The organism is Billgrantia sp. Q4P2, assembly GCF_052806135.1.
In genome coordinates this window covers 153,468-176,839 of record NZ_JBRBAI010000002.1, presented here as the reverse complement: position 1 = coordinate 176,839, position 23,372 = coordinate 153,468, and the positions used below count along the sequence as shown (strand labels likewise).

Annotated in this window: 24 protein-coding genes and 4 tRNA genes; 11 read left to right on the top strand and 17 right to left on the bottom strand. The window is 62.5% G+C overall.

Going from position 1 to position 23,372, the window contains the following annotated elements; genetic code table 11:
* Positions 1–125: 125 nt before the first annotated feature.
* From ACUY1T_RS03665 to ACUY1T_RS03650, 4 genes are all read left to right on the top strand, one after another.
* Positions 126–1,949 carry a putative bifunctional diguanylate cyclase/phosphodiesterase gene (locus ACUY1T_RS03665; protein WP_446020371.1) on the top strand — a complete coding sequence of 608 codons (1,824 nt, stop codon included), beginning with the start codon at positions 126–128 and terminating at the stop codon, positions 1,947–1,949.
* Between the two features lie 55 nt (positions 1,950–2,004).
* On the top strand, positions 2,005–3,375 hold the full coding sequence (locus ACUY1T_RS03660) for an MATE family efflux transporter (protein ID WP_446020370.1): 1,371 nt from the start codon (positions 2,005–2,007) through the stop codon (positions 3,373–3,375).
* Between the two features lie 83 nt (positions 3,376–3,458).
* A complete protein-coding gene (locus tag ACUY1T_RS03655) occupies positions 3,459–3,929 on the top strand; it encodes a Spy/CpxP family protein refolding chaperone (protein WP_446020369.1) in 471 nt (156 codons plus the stop codon).
* 451 nt (positions 3,930–4,380) lie between these two features.
* Complete coding sequence (locus ACUY1T_RS03650; protein ID WP_446020368.1) at positions 4,381–4,959, top strand: hypothetical protein; 579 nt, start codon at positions 4,381–4,383, stop codon at positions 4,957–4,959.
* A gap of 83 nt (positions 4,960–5,042) precedes the next feature.
* Here the strand turns inward: ACUY1T_RS03650 and ACUY1T_RS03645 are convergent, their stop codons facing one another.
* Positions 5,043–6,581, bottom strand: a complete 1,539-nt coding sequence (locus ACUY1T_RS03645; RefSeq protein ID WP_446020367.1) for an NCS2 family permease — start codon at positions 6,579–6,581, stop codon at positions 5,043–5,045.
* A gap of 199 nt (positions 6,582–6,780) precedes the next feature.
* Here ACUY1T_RS03645 and ACUY1T_RS03640 point away from each other — a divergent pair, with 199 nt between their 5' ends.
* Positions 6,781–7,527, top strand: a complete 747-nt coding sequence (locus ACUY1T_RS03640) for a Crp/Fnr family transcriptional regulator (RefSeq protein WP_446020366.1) — start codon at positions 6,781–6,783, stop codon at positions 7,525–7,527.
* A 95-nt stretch (positions 7,528–7,622) separates the two neighbouring features.
* On the opposite strand, the gene ACUY1T_RS03635 is transcribed toward ACUY1T_RS03640, so the two are convergent.
* From ACUY1T_RS03635 to ACUY1T_RS03625, 3 genes are read right to left on the bottom strand one after another with little or no spacing between them, the layout of a single operon-like run.
* Entirely contained in the window at positions 7,623–8,810 is a 1,188-nt protein-coding gene (locus ACUY1T_RS03635) for an amino acid aminotransferase (protein WP_446020365.1), read from the bottom strand.
* Positions 8,811–8,930, bottom strand: coding sequence for a 4a-hydroxytetrahydrobiopterin dehydratase (locus ACUY1T_RS03630; RefSeq protein WP_446020742.1), 120 nt, complete (start codon positions 8,928–8,930; stop codon positions 8,811–8,813).
* 48 nt (positions 8,931–8,978) lie between these two features.
* Positions 8,979–9,113, bottom strand: coding sequence for a hypothetical protein (locus ACUY1T_RS03625; protein ID WP_446020364.1), 135 nt, complete (start codon positions 9,111–9,113; stop codon positions 8,979–8,981).
* Positions 9,114–9,224: 111 nt separating this feature from the next.
* Here ACUY1T_RS03625 and ACUY1T_RS03620 point away from each other — a divergent pair, with 111 nt between their 5' ends.
* Positions 9,225–9,839 (top strand): hypothetical protein, encoded by a 615-nt coding sequence (locus ACUY1T_RS03620; RefSeq protein WP_446020363.1) that lies wholly within the window; start codon positions 9,225–9,227, stop codon positions 9,837–9,839.
* Here the strand turns inward: ACUY1T_RS03620 and ACUY1T_RS03615 are convergent.
* A complete protein-coding gene (locus ACUY1T_RS03615; protein ID WP_446020362.1) occupies positions 9,831–10,757 on the bottom strand; it encodes a GGDEF domain-containing protein in 927 nt (308 codons plus the stop codon). The genes ACUY1T_RS03620 and ACUY1T_RS03615 overlap by 9 nt on opposite strands.
* 232 nt (positions 10,758–10,989) lie before the next feature.
* Entirely contained in the window at positions 10,990–12,141 is a 1,152-nt protein-coding gene (gene cfa, locus ACUY1T_RS03610; RefSeq protein WP_446020361.1) for a cyclopropane fatty acyl phospholipid synthase, read from the bottom strand.
* A gap of 168 nt (positions 12,142–12,309) precedes the next feature.
* Between cfa and pyrF the strand changes: the two genes are divergently transcribed.
* The gene (gene pyrF, locus ACUY1T_RS03605) at positions 12,310–13,011 is read left to right on the top strand and encodes an orotidine-5'-phosphate decarboxylase (RefSeq protein WP_446020360.1); all 702 of its coding nucleotides are present in this window, start codon (positions 12,310–12,312) and stop codon (positions 13,009–13,011) included.
* A 5-nt stretch (positions 13,012–13,016) separates the two neighbouring features.
* On the opposite strand, the gene lapB is transcribed toward pyrF, so the two are convergent.
* The 3 genes from lapB to ACUY1T_RS03590 are packed head-to-tail and all read right to left on the bottom strand — an operon-like array spanning position 13,017 to position 14,836.
* Complete coding sequence (lapB, locus tag ACUY1T_RS03600) at positions 13,017–14,204, bottom strand: lipopolysaccharide assembly protein LapB (protein WP_446020359.1); 1,188 nt, start codon at positions 14,202–14,204, stop codon at positions 13,017–13,019.
* A complete protein-coding gene (locus ACUY1T_RS03595) occupies positions 14,205–14,510 on the bottom strand; it encodes a LapA family protein (protein ID WP_446020358.1) in 306 nt (101 codons plus the stop codon).
* A gap of 29 nt (positions 14,511–14,539) precedes the next feature.
* Positions 14,540–14,836: an integration host factor subunit beta gene (locus tag ACUY1T_RS03590; RefSeq protein ID WP_086508802.1), complete on the bottom strand. Its 297-nt coding sequence runs from the start codon at positions 14,834–14,836 to the stop codon at positions 14,540–14,542.
* Between the two features lie 201 nt (positions 14,837–15,037).
* Between ACUY1T_RS03590 and ACUY1T_RS03585 the strand changes: the two genes are divergently transcribed.
* Together ACUY1T_RS03585 and ACUY1T_RS03580 are read left to right on the top strand one after the other, a co-directional pair.
* Positions 15,038–15,331, top strand: a complete 294-nt coding sequence (locus ACUY1T_RS03585; protein ID WP_446020357.1) for an FAD assembly factor SdhE — start codon at positions 15,038–15,040, stop codon at positions 15,329–15,331.
* On the top strand, positions 15,291–15,683 hold the full coding sequence (locus tag ACUY1T_RS03580; RefSeq protein ID WP_446020356.1) for a hypothetical protein: 393 nt from the start codon (positions 15,291–15,293) through the stop codon (positions 15,681–15,683). The genes ACUY1T_RS03585 and ACUY1T_RS03580 overlap by 41 nt, the downstream gene beginning before the upstream one ends.
* 20 nt (positions 15,684–15,703) lie before the next feature.
* On the opposite strand, the gene nadB is transcribed toward ACUY1T_RS03580, so the two are convergent.
* From nadB to uvrY, 7 genes are all read right to left on the bottom strand, one after another.
* Positions 15,704–17,296, bottom strand: a complete 1,593-nt coding sequence (gene nadB, locus ACUY1T_RS03575; protein ID WP_446020355.1) for an L-aspartate oxidase — start codon at positions 17,294–17,296, stop codon at positions 15,704–15,706.
* Between the two features lie 87 nt (positions 17,297–17,383).
* Positions 17,384–17,470: transfer RNA gene (locus ACUY1T_RS03570), tRNA-Leu, on the bottom strand.
* 40 nt (positions 17,471–17,510) lie between these two features.
* Positions 17,511–17,584, bottom strand: a tRNA-Cys gene (locus tag ACUY1T_RS03565).
* Positions 17,585–17,693: 109 nt separating this feature from the next.
* Positions 17,694–17,768: transfer RNA gene (locus ACUY1T_RS03560), tRNA-Gly, on the bottom strand.
* Positions 17,769–17,839: 71 nt separating this feature from the next.
* Positions 17,840–18,388, bottom strand: a complete 549-nt coding sequence (pgsA, locus tag ACUY1T_RS03555) for a CDP-diacylglycerol--glycerol-3-phosphate 3-phosphatidyltransferase (RefSeq protein ID WP_446020354.1) — start codon at positions 18,386–18,388, stop codon at positions 17,840–17,842.
* Between the two features lie 70 nt (positions 18,389–18,458).
* Positions 18,459–20,273 (bottom strand): excinuclease ABC subunit UvrC, encoded by a 1,815-nt coding sequence (uvrC, locus tag ACUY1T_RS03550; RefSeq protein WP_446020740.1) that lies wholly within the window; start codon positions 20,271–20,273, stop codon positions 18,459–18,461.
* Between the two features lie 49 nt (positions 20,274–20,322).
* A complete protein-coding gene (gene uvrY, locus ACUY1T_RS03545; RefSeq protein ID WP_446020353.1) occupies positions 20,323–20,970 on the bottom strand; it encodes a UvrY/SirA/GacA family response regulator transcription factor in 648 nt (215 codons plus the stop codon).
* Positions 20,971–21,232: 262 nt separating this feature from the next.
* Here uvrY and ACUY1T_RS03540 point away from each other — a divergent pair.
* Positions 21,233–21,308, top strand: a tRNA-Ala gene (locus tag ACUY1T_RS03540).
* Between the two features lie 71 nt (positions 21,309–21,379).
* Here the strand turns inward: ACUY1T_RS03540 and ACUY1T_RS03535 are convergent.
* Positions 21,380–21,622, bottom strand: coding sequence for a hypothetical protein (locus ACUY1T_RS03535; RefSeq protein ID WP_446020352.1), 243 nt, complete (start codon positions 21,620–21,622; stop codon positions 21,380–21,382).
* A gap of 295 nt (positions 21,623–21,917) precedes the next feature.
* On the opposite strand from ACUY1T_RS03535, the gene ACUY1T_RS03530 reads away from it, so the two are divergent.
* Positions 21,918–23,339: an amidase gene (locus ACUY1T_RS03530; protein WP_446020351.1), complete on the top strand. Its 1,422-nt coding sequence runs from the start codon at positions 21,918–21,920 to the stop codon at positions 23,337–23,339.
* The last annotated feature ends 33 nt before the right edge of the window (positions 23,340–23,372 follow it).

Here is a 23,372-nt window from a genome sequence, read left to right as displayed (position 1 = left end):
GGAAGACTTACGACCAACGACGTAGGAGAATTCTGACAATGCTGTGTAGGATGTAACGAAAAACGGTGAGATTGTTCTCATTATGGAAACATGAGCACCGTCATGCCCCTTGCGAGGAATGTCGTATGTTCCGCGAACAGCGCTTCAGACGGTGGCTGCGCCGATGGCTGGTAAAGCCATCGGCCGCGGTAGCCGCAGGCTCTGCGGAAAGCGACGATGCCGTCGAGCGCGTGCGCCGTCAGTACCTGGAAAGCGAACAACGCTTCCGAGCTTTGCTCGAGAGCCTGCCCAAGGTGGCGGTGCAGGGCTATGACCGCGATCGCCGAGTCATCTACTGGAACGCGGCCAGTACACGGCTCTATGGCTACAAGGCCGAGGAGGCTCTCGGCGGTCTGCTCGAGGATTTGATCATTCCCGATTTCATGCGGGAGGGAGTCATCCAGGCACACCGGGCCTGGATTCGGCAAGGCATCGAGATACCAGCGGAAGAACTGGAACTCAAACACAAGAGCGGCGAACTGGTGCCGGTCTTCTCGCACCACGTAATGCTCAAGGAGCATACCGACGACCCACTCATGTTCTGTGTCGACGTTGATTTGTCCGACCAGAAGCAGGCACATCGGGACCTCGAATTCGCCACACGCTATGACAGGCTGACCAAACTGCCCAACCGGCAGACCTTCGAGGCCGACCTCGACCATGTTCTCGGTGGCATCCGGCGGCGCGATGTCGGGCTGGCCTTGCTCTATCTCGATATCGATCGTTTTGTCGAGATCAATGACGCCCTGGGCTATGAACAGGGCGACCAACTGCTGGTGGAGTTGACCCGCCGCCTGCACCATGAGCTGCGTTCCACCGACCTGCTGTCCCGTGTATCGAGCGACGAGTTCGTGTTGGCCTTTCCCGGCCTGCGTCGAGAGGAGGACGTGCTGCAGGTAGTGAACAAGATTCAGGGGCTGTTCAAGCTCCCCTTTGGTTTGGAAGGACATGAGCGTCGCATCTCGGCCAGCATCGGCGTCTGCCTCTTTCCCGATCATGGCAGCGGGGCGCGCGAGCTGATCCGTAATGCCGACGTGGCCAAGAACCGTGCCAAGCTGGAAGGGCGTGGAAGCGTGCGCTTCTTTCACCAGTACCTGCACGACGAGCTGGTGCGGGAGCACCGCATGGCCGAGAACCTGGAGCGCGCCCTCGATGCCCATGAACTCACGCTACATTACCAGCCACAGGTATCGGCGATCAGTGGACGAATCGAAAATCTGGAGGCCCTGCTGCGCTGGGAGCCGCGCGAAGGGCCGACGGTATCCCCGCATGAGTTCATCCGCGTGGCCGAACGCTCCGGACTGATTCACCGCCTGGGCGACTGGGTCATGGAAGAAGCCTGCCGGCAGCGGGCGCTGTGGCGTGATGCCGGTGTGCCGCTGGAGCGTATCGACATCAATGTCTCGGGGCGACAGCTATCGAGGCCGGATGTGTTCGAACGGCTGCACCAGTGCCTGGTACGCCACGGGCTCGGGCCGCGAGAGATCGGCATCGAACTGACCGAGAACGTGCTGATCGAAGCCGATGGCCGGATCCTGGAATGCCTCTGGGAGCTCTATCATCGTGGTTTTCGCATTGCCATCGACGATTTCGGTACTGGCTACTCTTCGCTGAGCTACCTGAAGCGATTCCCGGTGACGGCATTGAAGATCGATCGCACCTTCGTGCGTGATGCCCCGGGGGAGCCAAAGGACAGGGCGATCATGGAGGCGGCGGTATTCATCGGTCACCGCCTCGGGCTCGAGGTCGTGGCCGAGGGAGTCGAGGATCAGCAGCAGCTGGAGTTGATCCGCGAGATAAAGTGCGATCTCGTGCAAGGCTATTACTTCTACCGTCCGATGCCTGCAGCGATGACCGAGCGTGTCCTGCTGGGGCTGGTGGCAAGCAACCCCGGGGACTTGCAAGGCTGAGCAGGGGCGTACTTTCGCGTAGAATGCGTCTCCCCGCATGCCGACGGAGCTGCCCATGCCTCCTTCTTCAACCGATGCCTCCCTGGGGCCGATGCTCTGGCGGCAGACCTGGCCGATGGCCATCGGAGTGTTGGCACTGCTCGGCTTCCAGCTGGTAGACAGCGCCTTCGTCGCTCGCCTGGGCACGGCGCCGCTGGCGGCGCAGTCGTTCACCTTTCCACTCACTTTTCTCATCATCGGCGTGCAGGTAGGGCTTGGCATCGCTATCGCGGCGCTGATCTCGCGTGCGCTGGGTGCCGGCGAAACGGCCAGGGCAAAGCGCCTTGGCTCGCTGGTGCTGATGATGGGCAGCGTGACCATCGCCCTGCTCTCGTTCGTGCTGTGGTGGGCCCAGGCGCCCATTTTCTCTCGTCTGGGGGCCGATGCCGCAACGCAAGAGCTGATTCGCGACTACTGGGCGCCGCAGCTGTTCGCGGCCTGGCTGGGGGCGGTTCTCTACTTCATCTATAGCCTGTTCCGTGCCCACGGCGATACGCGACTGCCCGGCAAGATGATGGTGATGACCAGTCTCATCAACCTGCTGCTCGATCCGCTATTCATCTTCGGCGTTGGCCCCTGGGCCGGGCTTGGGCTTCCCGGGGCGGCCTGGGCCACGGCGATCGCTTTTGCCGGTGGCTTGTTGTTGGGTGTCAAGCGGCTGCGGCAGAACGACTGGCTGGCGCGTGGAGGGCTCCGGCGGGAGCTGGCAGGTTCGGCGCGGCCCTTTCTCGGTATTGCCGGGCCGGCGATGGTCAGCCAACTGATGCCACCGCTGGCGGCGATGCTCGCCGTCTCGGTGGTGGCGAGCCTGGGGGAATCGTCCGTGGCGGCATGGGGCCTTGCGAGCCGGCTCGAAATGCTGGTCCTGGTCGTGGTGCTGGCCATGACCATGTCGCTGCCCCCCTGGCTGGGGCGCTGCTATGGCGCCGGCGACTGGACACAGGTCAGGCAACTGGTGCGCCTGGCGCTGAGGATCGTGGTGGCATGGCAGCTCGCTCTGGGAATGGCATTGGCTTTGCTTGCACCTTGGGCCGCTCAATTGCTGGCGGGCAGTCCTGACGTGCGTGCCGATTTGACGGTACTGATTCGTTTTCTACTGCCGAGTTATGCCGCCCTTGGTGTCTGTATGCTGGTGGTTTCCGCTGGCAACGCGCTGGGTTGGCCGCTGCGTGCCATGCTGATGTCCACGGCGCGGCTGTTCTTGTGCTATCTCCCGTTCCTCTGGTTGGGGGCTTCGCTTGGCGGCCTGCCGGGGCTGGCCACGGGGGCGGCGTTCGGTAACGTGTTGGCCGGGGTAGCCGCCTGGCAACTGATGCGCCGTATGCTGTCACGAAGAGAGGCCAGTGCCCGCTCCGAGGCGAAACTTTTACCGCGTGGGCGAACCTGACGCTCATTCCGCTGTCAGGGTTAGGACGTAGTGGCTCGACTGGATCGGGTCATGAAAGCAACTCTGATGGAATGGAGTACGTAATGAAGTTCACCAAGTTTCTGGCAACGATCGCGCTCACTCTGGGTATTGCCGGTGTAGCGGCAGCACAGCAGATGCAGGCCCCGCCGCAGGGGGATCAGGTGGATCAGCTCGATCAGTTGCTCGATTTGGACGAGAACCAGCAGCAGGAAATTCGTAGCCTGCTGGACGAGGCCGAACGTCAGCTGGCACCCAAGGAGCAGGAGGCCCAGGCGCTCCAGGCGCGCCTGGGCGATCATGTCGGGCCCGATTTCGACGAAAACGCCATTCGTGAGGATGCGTCGCGGCTTGGCGATCTGACCGGTGAAATCACCGCCGAGACGGTATTGCTGCAGTCTCGCATCGAATCGGTGTTTACCGATGAGCAGCGCCAGCAACTGGATGAGGCGATCGCCCAGCAGCAGCAGCAAATGCAAGACCTGCAGAACCAGATGCAGCAGCAGGAGGGCCAACCGGCCCAACCCGCACAGTAAGTTCGGCCTCGACAGCGGCTTCCTTTCGGGAAGCCTCTGGCGCCAGGGCAGCCTGCTCCAGCTCTTCAGGAGCGAAGCCCAGGTCGAAGCCGTGGCCAAGGCCCTGCCGAGATCGGTAGGGCCTTGTTGCATCAGAGTGGCACTGGCAAGTCTTCAGGCGCTCTCGTGAACCTCGTGTAGCGAAATGCGGACAGTGGTCTACATCCCGTCAGCTCGGCATTCTTCACGACTCTTTACCTTTTCCCGTTGCTTTGCTGCGACAGCCAATGAGGCTGTCATGCATGACGCAAGTAGTTAATAGAACGGTGTTCTTCTATAACTATATCTTTTATATGGTTATTTTTATGCCATGGCATGCCTCTCGCTAGGTGGGGTATGAGCGGTATCACTGAAAACCGCTCGCGAGGACTCTCACCGAAATAGCCCCAAGGAAACGGGACGAGGAGGCACTATGAAGCTCAAGACATTGACTGCCAGCATGGCCTTGATTTTTGCCGGTCTAGCCGGTGCAACCGTTCATGCCGAGACGGAAGAGTGGCAGGGCGGCAATCTTGCCACCATGTCGACGATGACCAGTGGGTCTACCGTACTGTTGGCACAGGCCGGTGATGCCGAGGGCGGCGTCGAAGGCGGCGTCGAAGGCGGAGTTGATGGCGGTCTCGATGGGAGTGCCGATGGCGGTCTCGATGGGAGTGCCGATGGCGGCCTCGATGGGAGTGCCGATGGCGGCCTCGATGGCAGTGCCGATGGTGGTCTCGAAGGCGATGCCGAAGGTAGCCTAGAAGGGGATGCCGAGAGCGATGTGGAGACGGACTCCACAGTGGACACCGGGGTGGAATCAGGTGTGGCGGCCGATGCGGAAGTGGAGACCCAGGTCGAAGCCGATAGCCGTACGAAAGCCCCCGGGCTGGATCGCGCGATGGAGCGGGCCGCAGAGCCTGCCCGGGATCGGATCGAAGCGAATCGTGACCGTATCAGGGGCACAGCGGAGACTGAGGCGGAAGCCGAAGGCGGCATCGACGCCAACTGAGGCAGCATCCCGCAATCTGGATCCTGCTGGAGAGATCAAGGGAACCCGGGGGGCGCTGCTGAGCCCCCCGGCATTCGTTCAGGTCAGTCGGCCGGCGGCGGTGGTGTGGCCGGAGCAGGCCGCGATGAGGAGACGCGCGGTGCCGCCAGCTTCTCCTGCTGCCAGGCGAAGTAGAGGAACAGGGCGCCCATTACCAGGTAGCCGAGGGTGAAGTCCCAGGCGGCATTGAGGGCCAGCTCTGGGGCATGCATCAGGCCGACGAAGGAGAAGGCGGCCGCCACCGCGGCGAAGATGGCCGCCCGGCGGAACTGGTGATCGATGACCGAGACGGTCATGGCACCGATGAAGATGGCCATGAACATGGCGCCCTGGCCCATGGCGACGATACCGCCCGAGATGTCGGCCACTACATCGCCGGCGCCACGGTTGAAGCGAGTCATCACGTAATTGGCGAAGTAGGGCAGCATGGCCAGCGCCACGGCAGGGTAGTAACGCGTGTCGTTGCTCTGGAAGGCGGTGGCAATCATCGACATGCCGACGAAGACCAGGATGGGGGCAACCACCGAGACCGGGATGATGGCCGCCAGGGCGGCGATCAATCCGAACATGGTGGCCAAGGCATAGACCGCCCCGTTGAGAATGCTGTAACCGCGGCCCGCCCCCATCCACTTGGCGCCGACGGTAGCAATGTACACGGTAGTGGGGAAGACGCCGCCGAACAGGGCGCCGATCATGGTGCCAGCGCCATCCACGGCCTGGCACTCGCGGACGTCGTACTTGTCTCCGGCGGCTTCCATTGCCTCGACGTTGTTCATGGTCTCGATGGCGTTGTACAGCGTGATCGGCAATACCACGGTGAGTACTGCCAGCATGCCGGTGAACAACAGCCCGAGGCCTTCGAACCAGGCCAGGTTGGGCAGCAGCGGGTAGAAGCCGAGGTGGGTGAAGGCGTCACTGAAGCGCTCGCCGCCGGCGTCACCGATCAGGTAAGCCATGGCGGTGCCGATGACGATGGCGAACAGCGAGGTGGGCAAGCGGAAAGGCATGCTGACCCGTGCTACCAGTCCGACGATGATGATCGCCAGTACCAGCAGCCCGATGACCGGCATTTCCAGTGTCTTGAACAGCATCTCGCCGGCAATGAAGGTCAGCGCAACCCCGGCCACGGCACCGAGCATGGCGGCTCGTGGCAGATGATACTGGACCCAGCGGCCGACCAGGCTGACGGCTGCCTCAATGGCGCCGCTGATGAAGCAGGCGGCGACGGCCACCTTCCAGGCCAGCTCGGCATCGCCGGTGAGCTGCTTCGCGGGGAGCAGCACACCGAACAGGAAGACAAACATGACCGGGGTGGAAATGCCGTAGGAGAGTGCGGTGACGTCCGCGCGGTTCTCCTTGCGCGCCAGGCGGGCTGCCGTCCAGGCATAGTAGAAATTGCCCACCATTACCGCTACCGCTGCCCCCGGCAGTACCTGGCCGAATACGATGGAGGCGGGGAAGCCCATGCCCAGCATGCTGATGGCAATGATGACGAAGTTAGCGATATTGTTCTGGAAGAGAGCGAAGAAGGCATCGGTGTCCTCCTTCTTGTACCAAGGGTAATGCACAGGGGAAGCCGCCATGATAAAGCCTCTTGTGTGTTGGGGTTGTAGTCAAGGCAGCATCAGTTTGACTGTCACCTGACTAATTGGTCAAGACTGCCTTTGTCGTATCCGCCGCGAAACGGGCAAGCGAAGTGTGTTGACTCATTGCGAGAGTTCGTTGCGCTATGGCGCACAGTCGCGTTGCGAGCCCCATGAACCTATAGCTGAGGGATGCTCGATGAACCCAGACAAGAGCTGCATAGTCCGCCATTTCAATCAGTACTACCCCTTGTCCACCGAGGACAAGGCTTTGCTGGTCCAACTGGAAGATAGCTCCACTCCGGTCAGGGCGGGGGCTGTCTTGTGGAATGAGCGGGACCAGGCGTACGAGTTCTGTACTCTCAAGCGCGGTTGGGCGTTTTCGTATCGCGAACTGGAAAACGGCACGCGTCAGATTCTCGATATCTACCTGCCTGGCGATATCATTGGTTTGCGCGAGTTCGCTTTCTCGCAGCGACTGGCCGGGGTGCAGATGATAGAGGATGGTGAAATCTGCTTCTTTCCCCATCGCAATCTCGTCGATATCTTTCGCCAGTCGTTCACCCTTACCTCGATCCTGTTCGCCATCGCCAGCCGCCAGCAGGTGATGCTGACGGAGCGTCTGGTCAACCTGGCACGGCGCAGCGCGCGCCAGAAACTGGCCCATTTTCTGCTCGAAATGTGTCAGCGCACCAAGCAGACCCACGGTGACGGCTGCGAAAGCTTCCGCCTGCCGCTATCGCAGGAGATCCTGGCAGATCTGCTCGGGCTCAGCCCGGTACATGTCAGCCGGACCTTCACGACGCTGAGCGATGAAGGACTGGTGTTCCGTGAGCGTTACAGCGTGACGATACCGGACCTCGAGGCACTGACGCAGGAGGCTGGGTTCGACGACCGCTACCTGATCGAGAACATGCGCTCGCTCTTCGAGGATTCGAAGGCTTGAAGCGAACACCGGCCAGGCCGGAATGTTCGCCATGATACGCAACGCCCCGGCCATGGGCCGGGGCGTTGCGCTGCTACCGGGAAGCGGTAAATCGGTCAGTTGACCGCCGCAATGGCCTTGGCCAGGTAGGGCAGGTTCTCATGGGAGAAGCCGGCCACGTTGGCTCGGCCCGAGCGTACCATGTAGATACCGAACTCATCGCGCAGGCGGTCGACCTGTTCCGGCTGCAGGCCGGTATAGGAGAACATGCCGCGCTGCTCGGCCACGCAGGCGTATTTCTGGTCGAGTCCGTAGGGCCTCAGCGCTTCGACGAAATCGCGACGCAGGGTGTTGATGCGGTCGCGCATTTCAGTGAGCTCCTCGCGCCAGATGGCGGCCAGCTCGGCGGAATGCAGGATCTCGCTGACGATGGCGCCGCCATGAGCGGGCGGGTTGGAGTAGTTCTCGCGGGCGACGATGGCCACCTGCGAGCGAATGTTCTCCATCTGCTCGTTGTTCTTTGCCACCATGATCAAACAGCCGGTGCGCTCGCAGTAGATGCCGAAGTTCTTCGAGCAGGAACTGGTGATGATCACCTCGTCGAGGTTCTCGGCCAGCAGGCGAACGCCATAGGCGTCCTCGTCGAGGCCCTCGCCAAAGCCCTGGTAGGCGAAGTCGACCAGCGGCAGGAGGTTGCGCTCACGGACCACTTCCAGCACCTGCTGCCACTGCTCGCGGGAGAGATCGAAGCCGGTGGGGTTGTGGCAGCAGGCGTGCAAGACGATGACGTCGCCAGCGGGAATCTGCTTGATAGCTGACAACATGCCGTCGAAATCGAGGCGATTCTCGGCATCGACGTAGGGGTACTTGTGCAGCTCGATACCGGCGGCAGTGAAGATGCCGTGATGGTTCGGCCAAGTGGGGTTGCTGACCCAGATACCCTTGCCGGGGAGCTGGGTGCTGATGAAGTCGGCAGCCAGACGCAGCGCACCGGTACCTCCCGGTGACTGGGTCGCACTGGCGCGGCCGGCCGCGAGCACCGGTGAGCCTTCGCCCAATACCATCGGCAGGATCACCTCGCCGTACTCGGGCGCCCCGTGGGAGCCGATGTAGGTCTTGGTGGTTTCGTTCTTGAGCAGCAGGGCCTCGGCTTCCTTGACGGCGCGCATCACAGGGGTGTTGCCCTGGGCATCCTTGTAGACGCCAACGCCGAGATCGACCTTTTCGGGATTGGTATCCTTCTTGAAGGCCTCGATCAGGCCGAGGATGGCGTCCCCGGGAACCCGCTCAATATGTTCGAACATTTATTTCGCTACCTCGTCGGTTCTAGCGGCAAGAATGAAGTCGTTGCGATGCAGGCCCAGGATCTCGCGTGTCCACCAGCTCACGGCGACCTTGCTCCATTCGGTGAGCAGCGCCGGTATTAACCCGCGGCCCCGGCAATTTCGCCCACGCGATCGGTAAAGACCCGCTCAGCTCATGATGCCACTGCGCTCGACAATCTGCCACTCGGGTACTTCGGGCTTGAACGGCCTGATGTCGGCTTCCGCAACGGTGAGCGTGCCGCTGCGACAGGCATCGCAGGGCTGGCGTGAGAGTGGTGTCATATGGCTTCCTGGTACGCTTGGCCCGGATGTGGCTACGCTGACGATAGATGTCTCTCGAATCCCGAACCGCGCTGGACGCTTCAAGATGCGTACTATGCATGGGGGAGTCCAATGCTTCATCAGGATAGCGCCTTGCCGCTCTGGCTCAAGTTGCTGTTCACGGGATGGATCCTGTTCTGGGCACCCTCCTTTGCGTTGATGCTTGGAGCGCAGAACTATTTCTGGCTATGCAACGTGGCGAGTTTTCTGATCCTGGCCGGCTTGTGGCTGGAGAGTCGTTTGCTGCTCTCGATGCAGTGGCTCTCCGTGGCAGTGGTGGGCATCTTCTGGTCCCTGGATGTCGGTTCGGCCTGGATGACCGGTGTGCACCCCATCGGCGGCACGGAGTACATGTTCGATCCGGAGCACCCCTGGTTGGCCCGGGTTTTGTCGCTCTATCACCTCTTCCTGCCGCTAGTGGCGGGCTTTGCCATGGTGAGGCTGGGCTATGACCGGCGTGCCCTGTGGTGGCAAGCAGGCCTGACTTGGCTATTGCTGCCGCTGACGTATCTGTTCACCGAGCCCGAGCGCAATATCAACTGGGTGCACGGCCCCTTCGGGAGCGAACAGACGCTGCTCGACCCATTGCCTTACCTGGCTATGTTGACTGTGGCCTGGCCGCTCGTACTTTACCTGCCGGTGCATGGGGCGATGTGCTGGCTGCAGGGCCGCCGCCTGCTACGCTGAACCCTTGCTGCAAGTGACGACCCGGTTGCGCCCCCGGCGCTTGGCCGCATAAAGGCTGCGATCGGCCCTGTCGATCAAGGTATCTCTCGACTCGCCCAGGCGATACTCGGCCAGGCCGATACTGGCCGTGACCTGGCCGGCCTCGATGCCGAAATCGTGCTCAGCGATGGCGCGGCGCAGTCGTTCGGCCAGAGGGAGGCTGGCTACCTGGGGCGTCAATGGCAGCACCACGGCGAACTCTTCGCCGCCGAGCCGGCCTACGACATCCTCTTCCCTCAGTAACTGTTGACAGAGGTTGGCGAACTCGGCAAGCACCTGGTCGCCTTGCAGGTGTCCCCAGGTATCGTTGATGCGCTTGAAATGATCAAGGTCGATCAGCATCAACGACAGCGGGTTGCCATGCCGGTTACTCCTGGCGGTCTCCTCGTCCAGCCGGGCCATCAGCCTGCGTCGGTTGGCCAGGCCGGTCAGGTCGTCGGTATCCGAGAGCCGGCGCAGCCTGGCCTCCTCGGCCATCTGTTCGGTGATATCGATCATCAGGCCATGCCAGAGTACGCCGGACGTCGCGTCTTCGGGTTGGGCGCGAAGCGCGACCCAGCGACAACGGCGACTCGACAGGCGTATGCGGAACTTGGTCGCGATGGGAATGCGCCAGCGAGCCGAACGTTCGATGGCGGCCATCACACGTGGATAGTCCTCTTCATCCAGGCGGTCGAGCATATGGCGCGCGTCCTGGCTCAAGGCGTCGCGGTCGATTCCTGGCAGGCCGGCGCCGCTTCCGGCCAGGTAGGGGAAATGCATGTGTCCGTGATGGTCACGATGAAACTGAAAGACGACGCCAGGCAGGCGTTCCGTGAAGTCACGCATGCTGATCGATTCATTCAGCTCCCCTCCCGTCATGGCATTCTCTTCAGGCATGCGGGTGTCCCTTGTGGCCTGCTGCGCACAGGCATACATCCTGATGTTGTTATGTAACGGCTCAGCGCCTCGCCAAAAGCATGCCTGGCTTCTACGAGAAGCCACCTACCTGCAGGAAGGAGCCGTTGAGAGAATGCCTAATATACGATGTAACAGTGAGTAAATCATCTAGCAGAAGCTGTAAGAGATTGACTATACCGCTTGTAAGAATAAACCCATGCCGTGGCGGCCCTTAGCGCGGTGCGTCGTAGCGCGCCCTTCTGCCGCGAGAGAAGACGACCTGCCAAAGCTGCATGTCCCGGGCACGAAAGGCGCCGGCGCATACCGACAGGTAATAGCGGAACATGCGTTCGGTGCGCTCGCTGTAGCGGTCTGCGATCTCATGCCAGTGAGCGTCGAAGTTGTCGCGCCAGGCCATCAGGGTCCTGTCGTAGTCGGGGCCGAAGTTGTGCCAATCCTCGAGTAGCAGCAAACCCTCGCTGGCATCGGCGATATGGCGGGCCGAGGGCAGGACCCCGTTAGGGAAGATGTAGCGGTCGATCCACGGGTCGACGCTGATCTCGGAATTGTTCGAACCGATGGTATGTAGCAGGAACAGGCCGTCGTCCCCCAGCAGCTTTTCTGCGGTCTGGAAGTAGACCTCGTAGTTGCGATGCCCCACATGCTCGAACATGCCGATGGAGACGATGCGATCGTAGCAACCGGTCAGTTCGCGGTAGTCCTTGAGCTCGATCGTCACGGGCAGGCCGGCGCAGCGCTCGCGTGCCAGCTCGACCTGTTCCTTGGAGATGGTGATTCCGGTGACCGAGACGCCGTAGTGACGGGCGGCGTATTCGGCGAAACTGCCCCAGCCGCAGCCGATATCGAGCACGTGCATACCGGGGCGTAGTGAGAGCTTGCGGCAGGCCAGCTCGAGCTTGGCAAGCTGGGCTTCGTGGAGCGTGTTGGCCTCCTTCCAGTAGCCGCAGGAGTAACACATGGTGGGGTCGAGCATGCGCTCGAACAGATCGTTGCCCAGGTCGTAGTGCGCTTCGCCGACGATATAGGCCCGGGCCTTGCTCTGCAGGTTGAGCAGCCCCGTCTGGAGGCGATACATGATGCGATCCGCAGGGGGGCGGGCACGCTCTCCGAGACCGTGCTGGAGGAGACGGCAGGCCATCTCGTCGATCTGTTCGCACTCCCACCAGCCGTCCATGTAGGACTCCCCCAGCCCCAGGGAGCCCTGACGCAGGATCCGCGAACAGAACTCGGGATGATAGATCTGCGGGTCCCAGGGGGCCTCGCCGTTGAGGGTCACCCCGGAGCCCTCCAGCAAGGAACTCAGCACTCGCTGGGCTCGGCTGTCAGGCAGGGCGATGGGGCCAATGCGTTGTTCACTTGTCATGGAGTCCTCCCGGTCCATCGGCTCAAGGCATGGCGTTAGCCGCTGTACGTCGTGCGGGCGCAATGGCTGTTCATATTAGGTAAGAGCATAGTTCAGGCTGCAGAGAACGGTTAACCGGCCGTGGCTGGTATAATCGAGCTACCTACCACGCAGCCGGAGCCCCTCAACGTGTCTAGTGATTCACCACTGATCATTGCCCTCGACCATCCTTCTCTCGATGCGGCCCTGTGCCTGGCCGACCGGCTCGATCCCGAGCGCTGTCGCGTCAAGGTGGGCAAGGAACTGTTCACCCGCAGCGGTCCGGAGGTGATCGATGCGCTGCATGGACGCGGCTTCCAGATATTTCTCGATCTCAAGTTTCACGACATTCCCAACACCGTGGCCGGAGCCGTGCAGGCAGCCGCCGAGCAGGGCGTGTGGATGGTAAACGTTCACGCCAGTGGTGGCAGGCGAATGATGGAAGCGGCACGTGAGCGAATCGATCGCCATGGCCTGACCACCCATCTGATTGCCGTAACGGTGTTGACCAGCATGACGGCAAGCGATCTTGCCGACGTGGGCATCGATGCGACTCCGGCACAGCACGTCGAGCGACTTGCCGTGCTGGCGCGTCAATGCGGTATGGACGGGGTGGTATGTTCGGCACAGGAGGCGGCTCGGCTGGGCGAGCTATGCGGCGGCGGCTTCTTGAAGGTGACACCGGGCATCAGGCCCCATAGCGCCGAGCACGGCGACCAGCGCCGCGTAATGACGCCGGCCGAGGCGATGGCGGCAGGAAGCACGCATTTGGTGATCGGTCGGCCGGTGACCCAGGCGGACGATCCGATGGCAGCCTTGACGGCCATCGAGCAGGAGTTGGCCGCGGGTTGAACCCGTCATTCTCCTTCGATGCCGGTAATGGGGCGTGTGGTACCCCAACTGCGGCAACTGGGGCACTGCCAGTGGAGCGGCTGCCCCGCGAACCCGCAGCGCTGGCAGCGATGCCTTGGGCGTGCCGTCAGCAGGGTATGGGTATGTTGCTTGAGCAATTGCAGCCGGCTGTCGGGGGCGCCCTGTTCCTGCTGCTGGTGCTGGTAGAGGTCCAGTAGGTAGTCGAGCGCACCCAGGCTCGGCGCCCGGCTGAGCTGCTCGCTGACCAGGTCGATGGCTACTTGTAGTCCATGCCGCTTGCGCTGGGCTTCCGCCAGCATGATGATCAGGCTGGTGACGTGGGCGCGTTCGAGCAACTGCTCCAGGCAAGCCACCAGCCCCGCTTCGTCATCCAGCAACACATAGGCGTGGTGGAGCGGTTCCAGCACGATCGGCATCATGTCCAGGTCCTGATCCGGGATGCGCATGAGAATCCGGATCGCCTCGCGATAATGCCCGGTATCCTGGGACAATGCCGCCAGCAACAGGTTGGCGCGCACGCAACGAGGGTCGATGGAAAGTGCCCGGCGCAAGTGCTTGCGGGCAAGCCCGGGGCTGGCCGAATGGCGTTCCTGATCGGCTAGCTCGCAGAGCCAGTGGGCCGCTGAGCGGCGGATGTCCTCGTGCTGGCGAATCAGGCTGGGATAGGCCACGTCGAAGGCAGCCAGCCACTCACCTTCACGATCGAACAGGTCCGCCAGCAGGCGCTTGGCGGCATGGCGGATATCGTCGTGGCTGGAGTCGTGTACCAGTTGCTGGAGCAGTCGCTCGCTGCGATCGAATAGCCCCAGATGGAGGAAGTCCCGCGCCAGCTCGAGCTGTACCTGCTCGCTCTGCAGGGCCGTCAGGGTAGGGCGAGCCAGCAGATTCTGGTGGATCTTCACGGCGCGGTCCGCCTCGCCGCGAGTGCGGAACAGGTTGCCCAGGGTAATGTGGGTGTCGATGGTTTCGCTGTTCACTTCCAGCGCGCTGACGAAGGTCTCGATGGCGCGATCGGGCTGTTCGTTGAGCAGATAGTTCAAGCCGACGAAGTAATCCCGCGACAGCGTGTTCGGTGGCGCGGGATCGTGGCTACCCTGGCGCTCACGGCGGCCTAGCCACCAGCCAATGGCAACGGCGGCCACCAGCATGACAAGCAGCAGGGCATCAGGCATTTAGGGCAGTTCCTTGAGCTCCTGAACGCGAAGACGGTCAAGTTCCTTGCGCTGCTGTCGGTTCAAGCGCTGGGCGCGGGAGAGCGCAGTGCGTAGCCTCAGCCAGACCCCTGTCATCGCCAGCATGCCCAGCACCACACCGCCTACCAGCGCCGCCAGTAGCCAGACGGAGAGCGATACGGCCGGTAGCTCCACCCAGATCAGGTTGAGCGGTACCGTCTGCTGGTTGTTGACGGCGAAGAGAATGCCGACAAGAAGTACCGCCAGCAGGATGATGGCCAGGATCAGGCCTTTGAGCCAACGCATGAGTCTATCCCTTGTGAGTGACGAAAGTGTTAATAGCCGAGGGCGCGGCTGGCATTGACCTGCTCGCGAAGCTCCTTGCCAGGCTTGAAGTGTGGCACGAACTTGCCCTCCAGCGCGACTGGTTCGCCGGTCTTGGGGTTACGGCCGACCCGTGGCTCCCGGTAATGCAAGGAAAAGCTGCCGAAGCCCCTGATCTCGACCCGCCCCCCCTCGGCCAGCGTATCGGTGATGTCATCGAGAATCAGGCGAACCGCAGATTCGACTTCCTTGATCGAAAGCTCAGGCTGTCGCATGGCGATCTGTTCGATCAATTCGGATTTGGTCATCGGGTCATCTCCAGGCGATTCCCGGTCCGGTGGGACCTGGGCGGCATTCTTATTCTTTCGTCAGCATACTGCTCAAACCGAGATAAAACAACGCACTACGACCATGGTCAAGGAAAGATGGCAAAGTATGCCGAAGCACTGCCTCATTTTCCCGGCTCCGGTATACTGGCCGACTCATTCCTCCTACCACCGAGGCCGACGTTGAGCGAAGCGAATACCCCCGATGCCGCTGCCTTGCGCAAGCGGCTCTACTGGCACTCCCGCCGCGGGATGTGGGAACTCGACCTGTTGCTGATTCCCTTTCTCGAGCACTGCTACGACCAGCTTGGAGCCGACGACCAGGCAGCGTATCGTGCCTTCATCGAAGGCGAGGATCAGGATCTTTTTGCCTGGCTGATGCAGCGTGAGGAGCCCGCCCCGCAGTTTCGTCGTATCGTGGCGCTGATCCAGGAACATGCCGAAAACGCCGATAACGATCCGCGTCGCCCCATCTAGGCTGGCTTGGGTCTGTCAGTGGCTGCTGGCGCTGGTGGTCACCGGTACCGTGCTGGCCCAGGCGCCTGACTGGTTGACGCTACCGGCCCTGGCGTGGCTTCTGCCCTTGGGCTGGTGGCTCTGGCGTGGGCAAGCCCGCGGCGAACTGCAGATGCTGCCGGAAGCCGGGGGCGGCTGGCGCTGGTTATGGCGCCCGGCGGCGGCCGCCGAGGCCGTTCCCGTCAAGCTGCGCTGCGCCTACCTCGGCCCTTGGCTGCTTGCGCTGGACATCGAACGCCGTCGGACCTGGCTATGGCCCGACAGCGCTTCGTCTGCAGCGTTACGTGAGTTGCGGCGCGCCTTGGCTCGCTGAGGCGGGGCTTCGAAGGGGTTTCAGGCGGGGCGTATCAGGTCATCCAGATGGAATCTCGAAGGCTGAGGCGACAAGTGATGCGGGCAGTCCGGATTGAAGTGAAGGCCGCGTGACTCACGGCGCTGACGAGCTGCCAGCACGGTCAGACGAGCCAGCCTGATGGCATGCCCTAGGCTCGCCAGCGCCGCACTGGGTGCGGCGCCTTCCAGCGCGGCCTCTATCTCTCGGCTCAGCTCGCTCAGCTCGTTTGCCGCGGCATCGAGTCCCGCGTCGCGGCGAACGATCGCCACGTGGCGGCTCATGATGTCACGCATGGCCGTGCGCCACTGCCGGATGCGCTGGGCCTCCAGCTGCCTGCCGCCCGAGCTGTCTGACGGCAGCGGAGACGTGACGGGCGCCTTGCTGGATGCTAGCTTGGCGGCGCAGCTGCGCGCGTAGACCAGACACTCCAGCAGCGAGTTGCTGGCCATGCGGTTGGCGCCGTGCAGGCCCGTGCAGGCTACCTCGCCGATGGCGTGCAGGTGCGGCACGCTGGAGCTGCCGTCGAGGTCGGTGGCAATCCCGCCACAGCTGTAGTGAGCGGCGGGCACGACCGGAATCGGCTGGCGGGTGATGTCCAGCCCGCGGGTAAGGCAGTGGGCATGGATGGTGGGAAAGTGGTGACGAATGGCCGCTTCACCGAGGTGGGTCACGTCCAGCCACACATGAGGTGAGCCGGTGCGTTGCATCTCGGCATCGATGGCGCGGGCGACGATATCCCGTGGGGCCAGCTCGGCACGCTCGTCGAGTTCGGGCATGAAGCGCCGGCCATCGGTGCTGTAAAGTCGCCCACCTTCGCCGCGGACTGCCTCACTGATCAGGAAGGGCGGGCCGTCGGGGTCGTAGAGGCAGGTGGGGTGAAACTGCTGGAACTCGAGGTTCATCAGTTCGGCGCCCAGCTCGGCGGCCATCATCATGCCCTCGCCGCTCGCGGGGTGGGGGCTCGTGGTATGGCGGTAGAGTCCGCTGGCGCCGCCGGTGGCAAGTACCGTATCGCCGGCCAGTAATTCCTTCAGTTGGCCTCGTTCATCCAGGCAGCGGGCGCCGCGACAGCGTTTCTCCGCATCGGCCAGCAAGCCGATGGCAACGAGATCGTCGCGGATGACGATCGCCGGATGCGCCTGGGCGTGGGCTTTCAAGGTATCGAGTACGGCACGCCCGGTGGCATCCTCGGCATGAATGATGCGACGGGCACCGTGTCCGCCTTCCCGGGTCAGGTGATAGGGATAGCTGGCGGTCGGGCTGTCGTCGCGAGTGAATGGCACGCCGAGCGAAAGCAGCCACTCGATGGCGCCGGGCCCCTGCTCGACGGTGAAGCGCACGGCCCGCTCGTCGCACAGGCCATCGCCGGCCACCAGCGTATCGGCCACATGGGCATCGAAATCGTCCTGGGGGGAGAGTACGGCAGCAATGCCGCCCTGGGCCCAGCGGCTGGCGCCCTGGTCGTCGCTGGCGGGGCGTACCAGGGTGACATGGCGCGTCTCGGCGGCATGCAGGGCCAGGGTCAGGCCGGCAACGCCTCCGCCGATCACCAATATATCGTGTTCGCTACGAGTCGGGGTACTAGGAGCCATGCGCGTTCTCGCTGAAGCTTGCTATGCAACAGCCAGCATGCCGCAAAGGTGCCCGTCGGGATAGGAGTGAGAGGATAGCGAAGAGCCTGGTGCCCGGAGCCGGGCTCGAACCGGCACGGTGTTGCCACCGAGAGATTTTAAGTCTCTTGCGTCTACCAATTTCGCCATCCGGGCGGCACGGTTTTCGAGCAGGCAGCTGAAAGGGGTCAAGAAATGGAGGCTGGAGTCGGAATCGAACCGGCGTACACGGAGTTGCAGTCCGCTGCATGACCACTCTGCCATCCAGCCTCAATGAGTCGTCTGGTGCGGAAAAGGAGATCGATCGGACCGGCGCACCGGCTCACGACCCTCGATACCGCTTCTCTTGGGGTTGCCCGAAGACGTTTCCCGAAGAGATTGGAGCGGGAAAGGAGATTCGAACTCCCGACCCTCGCCTTGGCAAGGCGATGCTCTACCACTGAGCTATTCCCGCTCGACTCGAGTGCGAATTATAAGGATAAGCTCGTTAATGTCAATCACTTGTTGGCGTTGAGTGATGCCCGGCTACATCGAACGAGACAGGTGGGGCCAGGCCGCGCGGAGGTACATCAGCATCGACCAGAGCGTCATGATCGCGGCGACGTGCAGGGTGGCGACCCCGAGCAGGGAGAGCTGGGTGCCGGGCGTAAAGGCCAGCAGCAGCAGCAGGGCGATCATCTGCAGGGAGGTCTTGAACTTGCCCAGCCAGGACACGGCTACACTGCCGCGCTTGCCCATCTCGGCCATCCATTCGCGCAGCGCCGAAATCACGATTTCGCGTCCGATGATTACCAGGGCCGGCAGGGTCAGCCAGATACTGTCGAAGCGTTCGATGAGCAGGGCCAGGGCGACGGCCACCATCAACTTGTCCGCTACCGGGTCGAGGAAGGCGCCGAAGGGCGTGGACTGATCCCAGCGCCGGGCCAGGTAGCCATCGAGCCAATCGGTGACCGAGGCCAGCGCGAACAGGCCAGCGGCAACCGGCATGCTCCAGGCGTAGGGGAGATAGAAGAACACCACCAGCAGCGGGATGAAGGCGATTCTTGCCAGCGTCAGGATGTTGGGGATGTTCATGTGACGGGGAGTCCTTGCCTTGGGGTCAGGAAAGCCAAAGTGGGCACCATTCTATCTGTACCGGGCGCCATCATCCATGCAGGGAGCGATGAATCGTCTCCGCCAGGGTGGCGCTGATGCCGGGGACGCGGGCAAGTTCTTCGCGGCTGGCCTGCTTGACGCCCTGTAGCCCACCGAAAAAGCGCAACAGTTCCCGGCGGCGCTTGGGGCCGATGCCTTCGATATCTTCCAGGGCGGAACTGCGGCGGGCCTTGTCACGCCGGTTACGGTGCCCGGTAATGGCGAAGCGGTGCGCCTCGTCGCGCACGTGCTGGATCAGGTGCAGGGCCGGTGATGCCGCAGGCAGGTCGAGGGTGCGATCGGTGGTCTCGATGAACAGCGTCTCGAGGCCGGCCTTGCGCGTGGTGCCCTTGGCCACACCAAGCAGCCGGATCGTGTCGATCCCAAGTTCGCCGAGAACCTCGCGCGCCAGGTTGAGCTGGCCCTTGCCGCCATCCAGCAGCAGGATGTCCGGGATGGCTCCCTCGCCCTCTGCGAGTCGACGAAAGCGTCGGCTCAGTGCCTGGCGCATGGCGGCATAGTCATCGCCGGCAGTCACGCCCTCGATGTTGAAACGCCGATAATCCGACTTGCGCGGTCCATTGCGGTCGAAAACCACGCAGGATGCCACGGTCGCCTCGCCGTGGCTGTGACTGATGTCGAAACACTCGAGCCGCGCCGGCGAGGTTTCCAGCGCCAGGGCTTCTTGCAAGGAATCAAAGCGGCGATCCAGTTCGTTCTGGCTGGCCAGGCGGCTGGCCAACTGCTGCTCGGCATTGGTGCGCGCCAGCTCGAGCCATTGACTGCGGTGACCACGCACCTTGTGTGTCACGCGTACGCGTCGTTCGGCACGGCTGCTCAGTGCGCTCTCCAGGATGTCACTGTCGGGGAGGGGCAGGCTGCTGATCACTTCACGAGGGATCTCGCGTCCCTGGCCGAGATAGTACTGGCTGACGAACTCGCCCAGCAGCTCGGAGGCCTCGAGGCCGAGGCCGTTGTCCGGCGAGTGATGGCGTGCACCCAGTAGCCGCCCCTGACGTACCGCCAGGATCGAAATACAGAGTGCGCCCTCGCGCTCGGCCAGGGCAAAGACATCAGCATCACCGCCTTCGGTGTCGACGAACTGGCGCTGCTGCAGTTGGCGCAGATGCTGTATCTGGTCGCGCAGGCGGGCGGCATCCTCGAAGGCCAGGTTACGGCTGGCGGTTTCCATGGCCTCGGTCAGTTCCTTGGTTACCTGCTCGCTGCGTCCCTCGAGGCACATCACGGCATGCTCCAGATCTCGCCGATAGTCGGCTTCGCCGATATAGCCGACACAAGGCGCGCTGCAGCGATGGATCTGATACTGCAGGCATGGGCGCGTGCGGTGAGCGAAAACGCTGTCCTCGCAGTTACGTATGCGGAAGATCTTCTGCATCAGCGACAGGCTTTCCCGTACCGCGCCGCTACTTGGGTAGGGGCCTAGATAGCGACCATCGTCGTGACGCCTGCGGGCACGCTTGTATTCGAGCGCCGGGTAGGGGTGGCGATCGCTGACGAATACGAAGGGATACGACTTGTCGTCGCGCAGCAGGATGTTATAGGGCGGCCGCAGCTCCTTGATCAGGGTCTGCTCGAGCAGCAGGGCCTCGATCTCACTGCGCGTCACCGTGACCTGGACATCCGCGATCCGCGACACCATGGCCTGGGTCTTGGTGTTGAGCGCACCGCGAAAATAGCTGGCCAGGCGGGCCTTCAGGCGTTTGGCCTTGCCCACGTAGAGCGTATCGCCGCGCTCGTCCAGCATCCGATAGATGCCGGGGGCTTGTGTGAGGTTGGCAAGGAACTGCCGCGAATCGAAGGTCATGGTGCTCTGGCTGTCTTGCATGGAAGCCTAGGTTACCAGAAGCGGCCACTCAGTTGGCGGTGTCGAATCCCTCGACCAAGCCGTGCTTCAGGCCCAGGTGCGTCAGCTCCACGTCGGTCTCGACACCGAGCTTCTCGAAGATCCGGTAACGGTAGGTGTTGACGGTCTTCGGGCTGAGGAACAGTCGGTCGGAAATCTCCGAGACTCGCTGGCAGTTGACGATCATCATGGCGACCTGCAGCTCACGCTGCGAGAGCTTATCGAACGGGTTCTCTTCCGAATCGAAGCGGGAGAGCACCAGGCGCTGGGCAATGTCGGGACTGATGTAACGGTGCCCAGCGAACACGCTGCGGATGGCGTCGACCATCTCCGGCACCTGAGTGTCTTTGCTGATGAAGCCGCCCGCACCGGCATCGAGCATGCGCTGGGCGAAGTTGTCTTCCATGAAGCCGGTCAGCGCCAGGATGCGCACGTCAGTGTTGTTGCGCATGATCTTGCGAGTCGCTTCAAGGCCGCCGATACCTGGCATGCGCAGGTCCATCAATATCACATCCGGTTCGAGCTGGCGGCAAAGGGTAATGGCTTCCTCACCGCTGGCGGCTTCGCCCACGACATCCAAGTCCTCTTCGTTCTCGAGCAGGCGAGCAAGACTGGTGCGAACCAGGTGATGGTCATCGACAATGAGCACCTTGATCAAGGCTGACATTCCTCGTCATAACGGAGAGCTGGCGGCGACGGACAGACAGTCGCAGCGGAGCTTGAACTCGGGGCTGGCTCTTGGCGGCGCAGAACCCTTACCTTTCAGGAGCAAGCTTGCCACAGTCGTCGAGCGAGGGAAATTGAACGCGCATCTCAATTTCCGCTTCTCATCAACGCAGGGAGGGATCTTGCGCAGCAGTATTGACGTGCCTTGCTGAGATGGGTAAGATATGCCTCGTTCTCGCAAGGCGAGAACGCCTGGGGCCTTAGCTCAGCTGGGAGAGCGCAACACTGGCAGTGTTGAGGTCAGCGGTTCGATCCCGCTAGGCTCCACCAACAAGTTTCAAAGAATCAGCCGCTTAGAGTAACTCTCTAGGCGGCTTTTTCGTGTGCTTCCGATGTTTCCGCTATCTTTCCGTGCACCACTGGGCATAGGTGCCCTGGTCGTCAGGGTGGCCGAGACGCCACTTGGGCGCGACATCGAGCATTTCCTCTCTGTACCACTGCTCGACCTTCTCGCAGTAGCGCTGCTGGTCTGGTGTCAGGTCAGCCGGGTTTACCGTCACTGCCCGATCCTTTGCATCATTGAGCAGATGGATGCCAGCGCCGATGCCGACCACGCAGGCGGCAGCCACCAATGCCTTGTTCATGGCCTATTCCTTGTCATTTATTCGAGTTTATTAACCAAGGTTAGCCTCTCGAAACGCACGGATACAAAGTCGACTGCATTCGCGGTGTCATCTCGCATCTCGTCGGCTACGTTGCGGGCACGGCCAGTTTCGCTCCCCCCTTGCATCAGAGGGCTGAGCGGCAAGCATCGGGAGGGTCGCTCGGCTCGCCGTTGGCCGTGGTCAAGGTTGCCATGTGTCGGTCAGTCCAATTTGCCCTTCTGGATGGGTGTTATCCACAATCGTAAGAGGTCTCACTGGAAAAACGGAGGTTCTTGTGAGCGACACCGATCTTGGCACCATGGATGCGGGCCAGCTGCGCCAGTTCTTTGAAAGCGGCGCGGCCTCGCCCCTGGAAGCGGCGAGAGCCGCACTCGAGCGCATCGATCGCTTCAACGATAGCGTCAATGCTTACGTGGTGGTCGACCGGGAGGGCGCAGAAGCTGCCGCCGAGGCTTCGGCCCGGCGCTGGCGCGAAGGGCGTCCACTGAGTCACATCGATGGTATTCCCGTCTCGTTGAAGGACCTGACCGAATCTGCCGGACTGCCGGCGCGCAAGGGATCGCTGACGGAATCGGACGCCCCCTGCGAGCGGGATTCTCCGCCGGCACGCATGCTGCGCGAGGCCGGTGCGGTGATCCTGGGCAAGACCAATACACCGGAATTCGGTTGGAAGGCCATTACCGACAATCGCATCTTTGGTGCGACGGCCAACCCATGGGACACGGGATTGACGCCGGGAGGGTCGTCGGGAGGTGCGGCGGTGGCTGCGGCACTCAACATGGGGGTGCTTCACCAAGGTGGCGATTCAGGCGGCTCGATCCGCATACCCGCTTCGTTCTGCGGTGTGTTCGGTTTCAAGCCCACCTTCGGCTGGGTGCCGGAGTGGCCGCGTTCGAAGGAGGCTTCGCTCTCTCACCTGGGGCCATTGACACGTACCGTACCCGATGCGGTGCGCATGCTCAACGTGATCGGCCGCTACGACTATCGTGACCCCTATGCATTGCGTGGACAGCCCGCCGACTGGGGAGAGGAGCTTGGGCTTGGGATAGAGGGTATGCGCATCGCCTATTCTCCGACGCTGGGCTATGCCCGAGTGGAGCCGGCGGTGGCCGAGTGCGTGCGCCAGGCCGCTCGACGCCTGGAAGAGCTGGGTGCCGTGGTCGAGGAAGTGGACCCTGGCTTCGAGTCGCCCATTCGTATCTTCAATACGCTCTGGTTCACGGCGTCGCTTGCGGTGTATCGCGAACACGGCGAGCGGCAGCGCCGGCTACTCGATCCCGGCATGGTGGCCGATGCGAAGCGGGCCGAGCAGTTCAGTGCGCTGGACATGTTCTACGCCCTCAAGGAGAGGGCGCTGCTGACGGAGAGGCTCGAACATTTCAATCAGCGCTATCATCTGGTCATGACGCCTGCGGTGGCGGTGCGTCCTTTCCCCCTCAAGCACGATGTGCCGCCGGGCAGCAGTATGCGTGATTGGGAGGAGTGGGCGCCGTTCTCCTATCCCTTCAACCTCAGTCAGCAGCCGGCTGCGTCCGTGCCCTGTGGCTTCACGCCGGATGGCCTGCCCGTGGGGTTCCAGTTGGCGGGGGGCAAGCATGACGATGTGCGGGTGTTACGGGTCAGTCATGCGTATCTCTCGGCCTTTCCGCCGCAATTTCCCGATGAACTCGATATGGCTCGCGACAGCTCGGCGTAGCGTTGTGGCCGAGGCGGCGCCTCCCCCGTTGGC

What these genes read in the sequence shown, in the direction of transcription:
- lapB (WP_446020359.1), bottom strand. Translation starts at nt 14,204, where the DNA reads ATGCCTGATGCCCTGCTGCTTGTCATGCTGGTGGCCGCCGTTGCCATT.
- ACUY1T_RS03635 (WP_446020365.1), bottom strand. Translation starts at nt 8,810, where the DNA reads ATGTTCGAACATATTGAGCGGGTTCCCGGGGACGCCATCCTCGGCCTG.
- ACUY1T_RS03590 (WP_086508802.1), bottom strand. Translation starts at nt 14,836, where the DNA reads ATGACCAAATCCGAATTGATCGAACAGATCGCCATGCGACAGCCTGAG.
- cfa (WP_446020361.1), bottom strand. Translation starts at nt 12,141, where the DNA reads ATGACAAGTGAACAACGCATTGGCCCCATCGCCCTGCCTGACAGCCGA.
- nadB (WP_446020355.1), bottom strand. Translation starts at nt 17,296, where the DNA reads ATGGCTCCTAGTACCCCGACTCGTAGCGAACACGATATATTGGTGATC.
- ACUY1T_RS03615 (WP_446020362.1), bottom strand. Translation starts at nt 10,757, where the DNA reads ATGCCTGAAGAGAATGCCATGACGGGAGGGGAGCTGAATGAATCGATC.
- ACUY1T_RS03640 (WP_446020366.1), top strand. Translation starts at nt 6,781, where the DNA reads ATGAACCCAGACAAGAGCTGCATAGTCCGCCATTTCAATCAGTACTAC.
- ACUY1T_RS03660 (WP_446020370.1), top strand. Translation starts at nt 2,005, where the DNA reads ATGCCTCCTTCTTCAACCGATGCCTCCCTGGGGCCGATGCTCTGGCGG.
- ACUY1T_RS03665 (WP_446020371.1), top strand. Translation starts at nt 126, where the DNA reads ATGTTCCGCGAACAGCGCTTCAGACGGTGGCTGCGCCGATGGCTGGTA.
- ACUY1T_RS03655 (WP_446020369.1), top strand. Translation starts at nt 3,459, where the DNA reads ATGAAGTTCACCAAGTTTCTGGCAACGATCGCGCTCACTCTGGGTATT.
- uvrC (WP_446020740.1), bottom strand. Translation starts at nt 20,273, where the DNA reads ATGACCTTCGATTCGCGGCAGTTCCTTGCCAACCTCACACAAGCCCCC.
- ACUY1T_RS03580 (WP_446020356.1), top strand. Translation starts at nt 15,291, where the DNA reads ATGCCGAAAACGCCGATAACGATCCGCGTCGCCCCATCTAGGCTGGCT.
- ACUY1T_RS03645 (WP_446020367.1), bottom strand. Translation starts at nt 6,581, where the DNA reads ATGGCGGCTTCCCCTGTGCATTACCCTTGGTACAAGAAGGAGGACACC.
- ACUY1T_RS03595 (WP_446020358.1), bottom strand. Translation starts at nt 14,510, where the DNA reads ATGCGTTGGCTCAAAGGCCTGATCCTGGCCATCATCCTGCTGGCGGTA.
- ACUY1T_RS03535 (WP_446020352.1), bottom strand. Translation starts at nt 21,622, where the DNA reads ATGAACAAGGCATTGGTGGCTGCCGCCTGCGTGGTCGGCATCGGCGCT.
- ACUY1T_RS03625 (WP_446020364.1), bottom strand. Translation starts at nt 9,113, where the DNA reads ATGACACCACTCTCACGCCAGCCCTGCGATGCCTGTCGCAGCGGCACG.
- pgsA (WP_446020354.1), bottom strand. Translation starts at nt 18,388, where the DNA reads ATGAACATCCCCAACATCCTGACGCTGGCAAGAATCGCCTTCATCCCG.
- ACUY1T_RS03620 (WP_446020363.1), top strand. Translation starts at nt 9,225, where the DNA reads ATGCTTCATCAGGATAGCGCCTTGCCGCTCTGGCTCAAGTTGCTGTTC.
- ACUY1T_RS03650 (WP_446020368.1), top strand. Translation starts at nt 4,381, where the DNA reads ATGAAGCTCAAGACATTGACTGCCAGCATGGCCTTGATTTTTGCCGGT.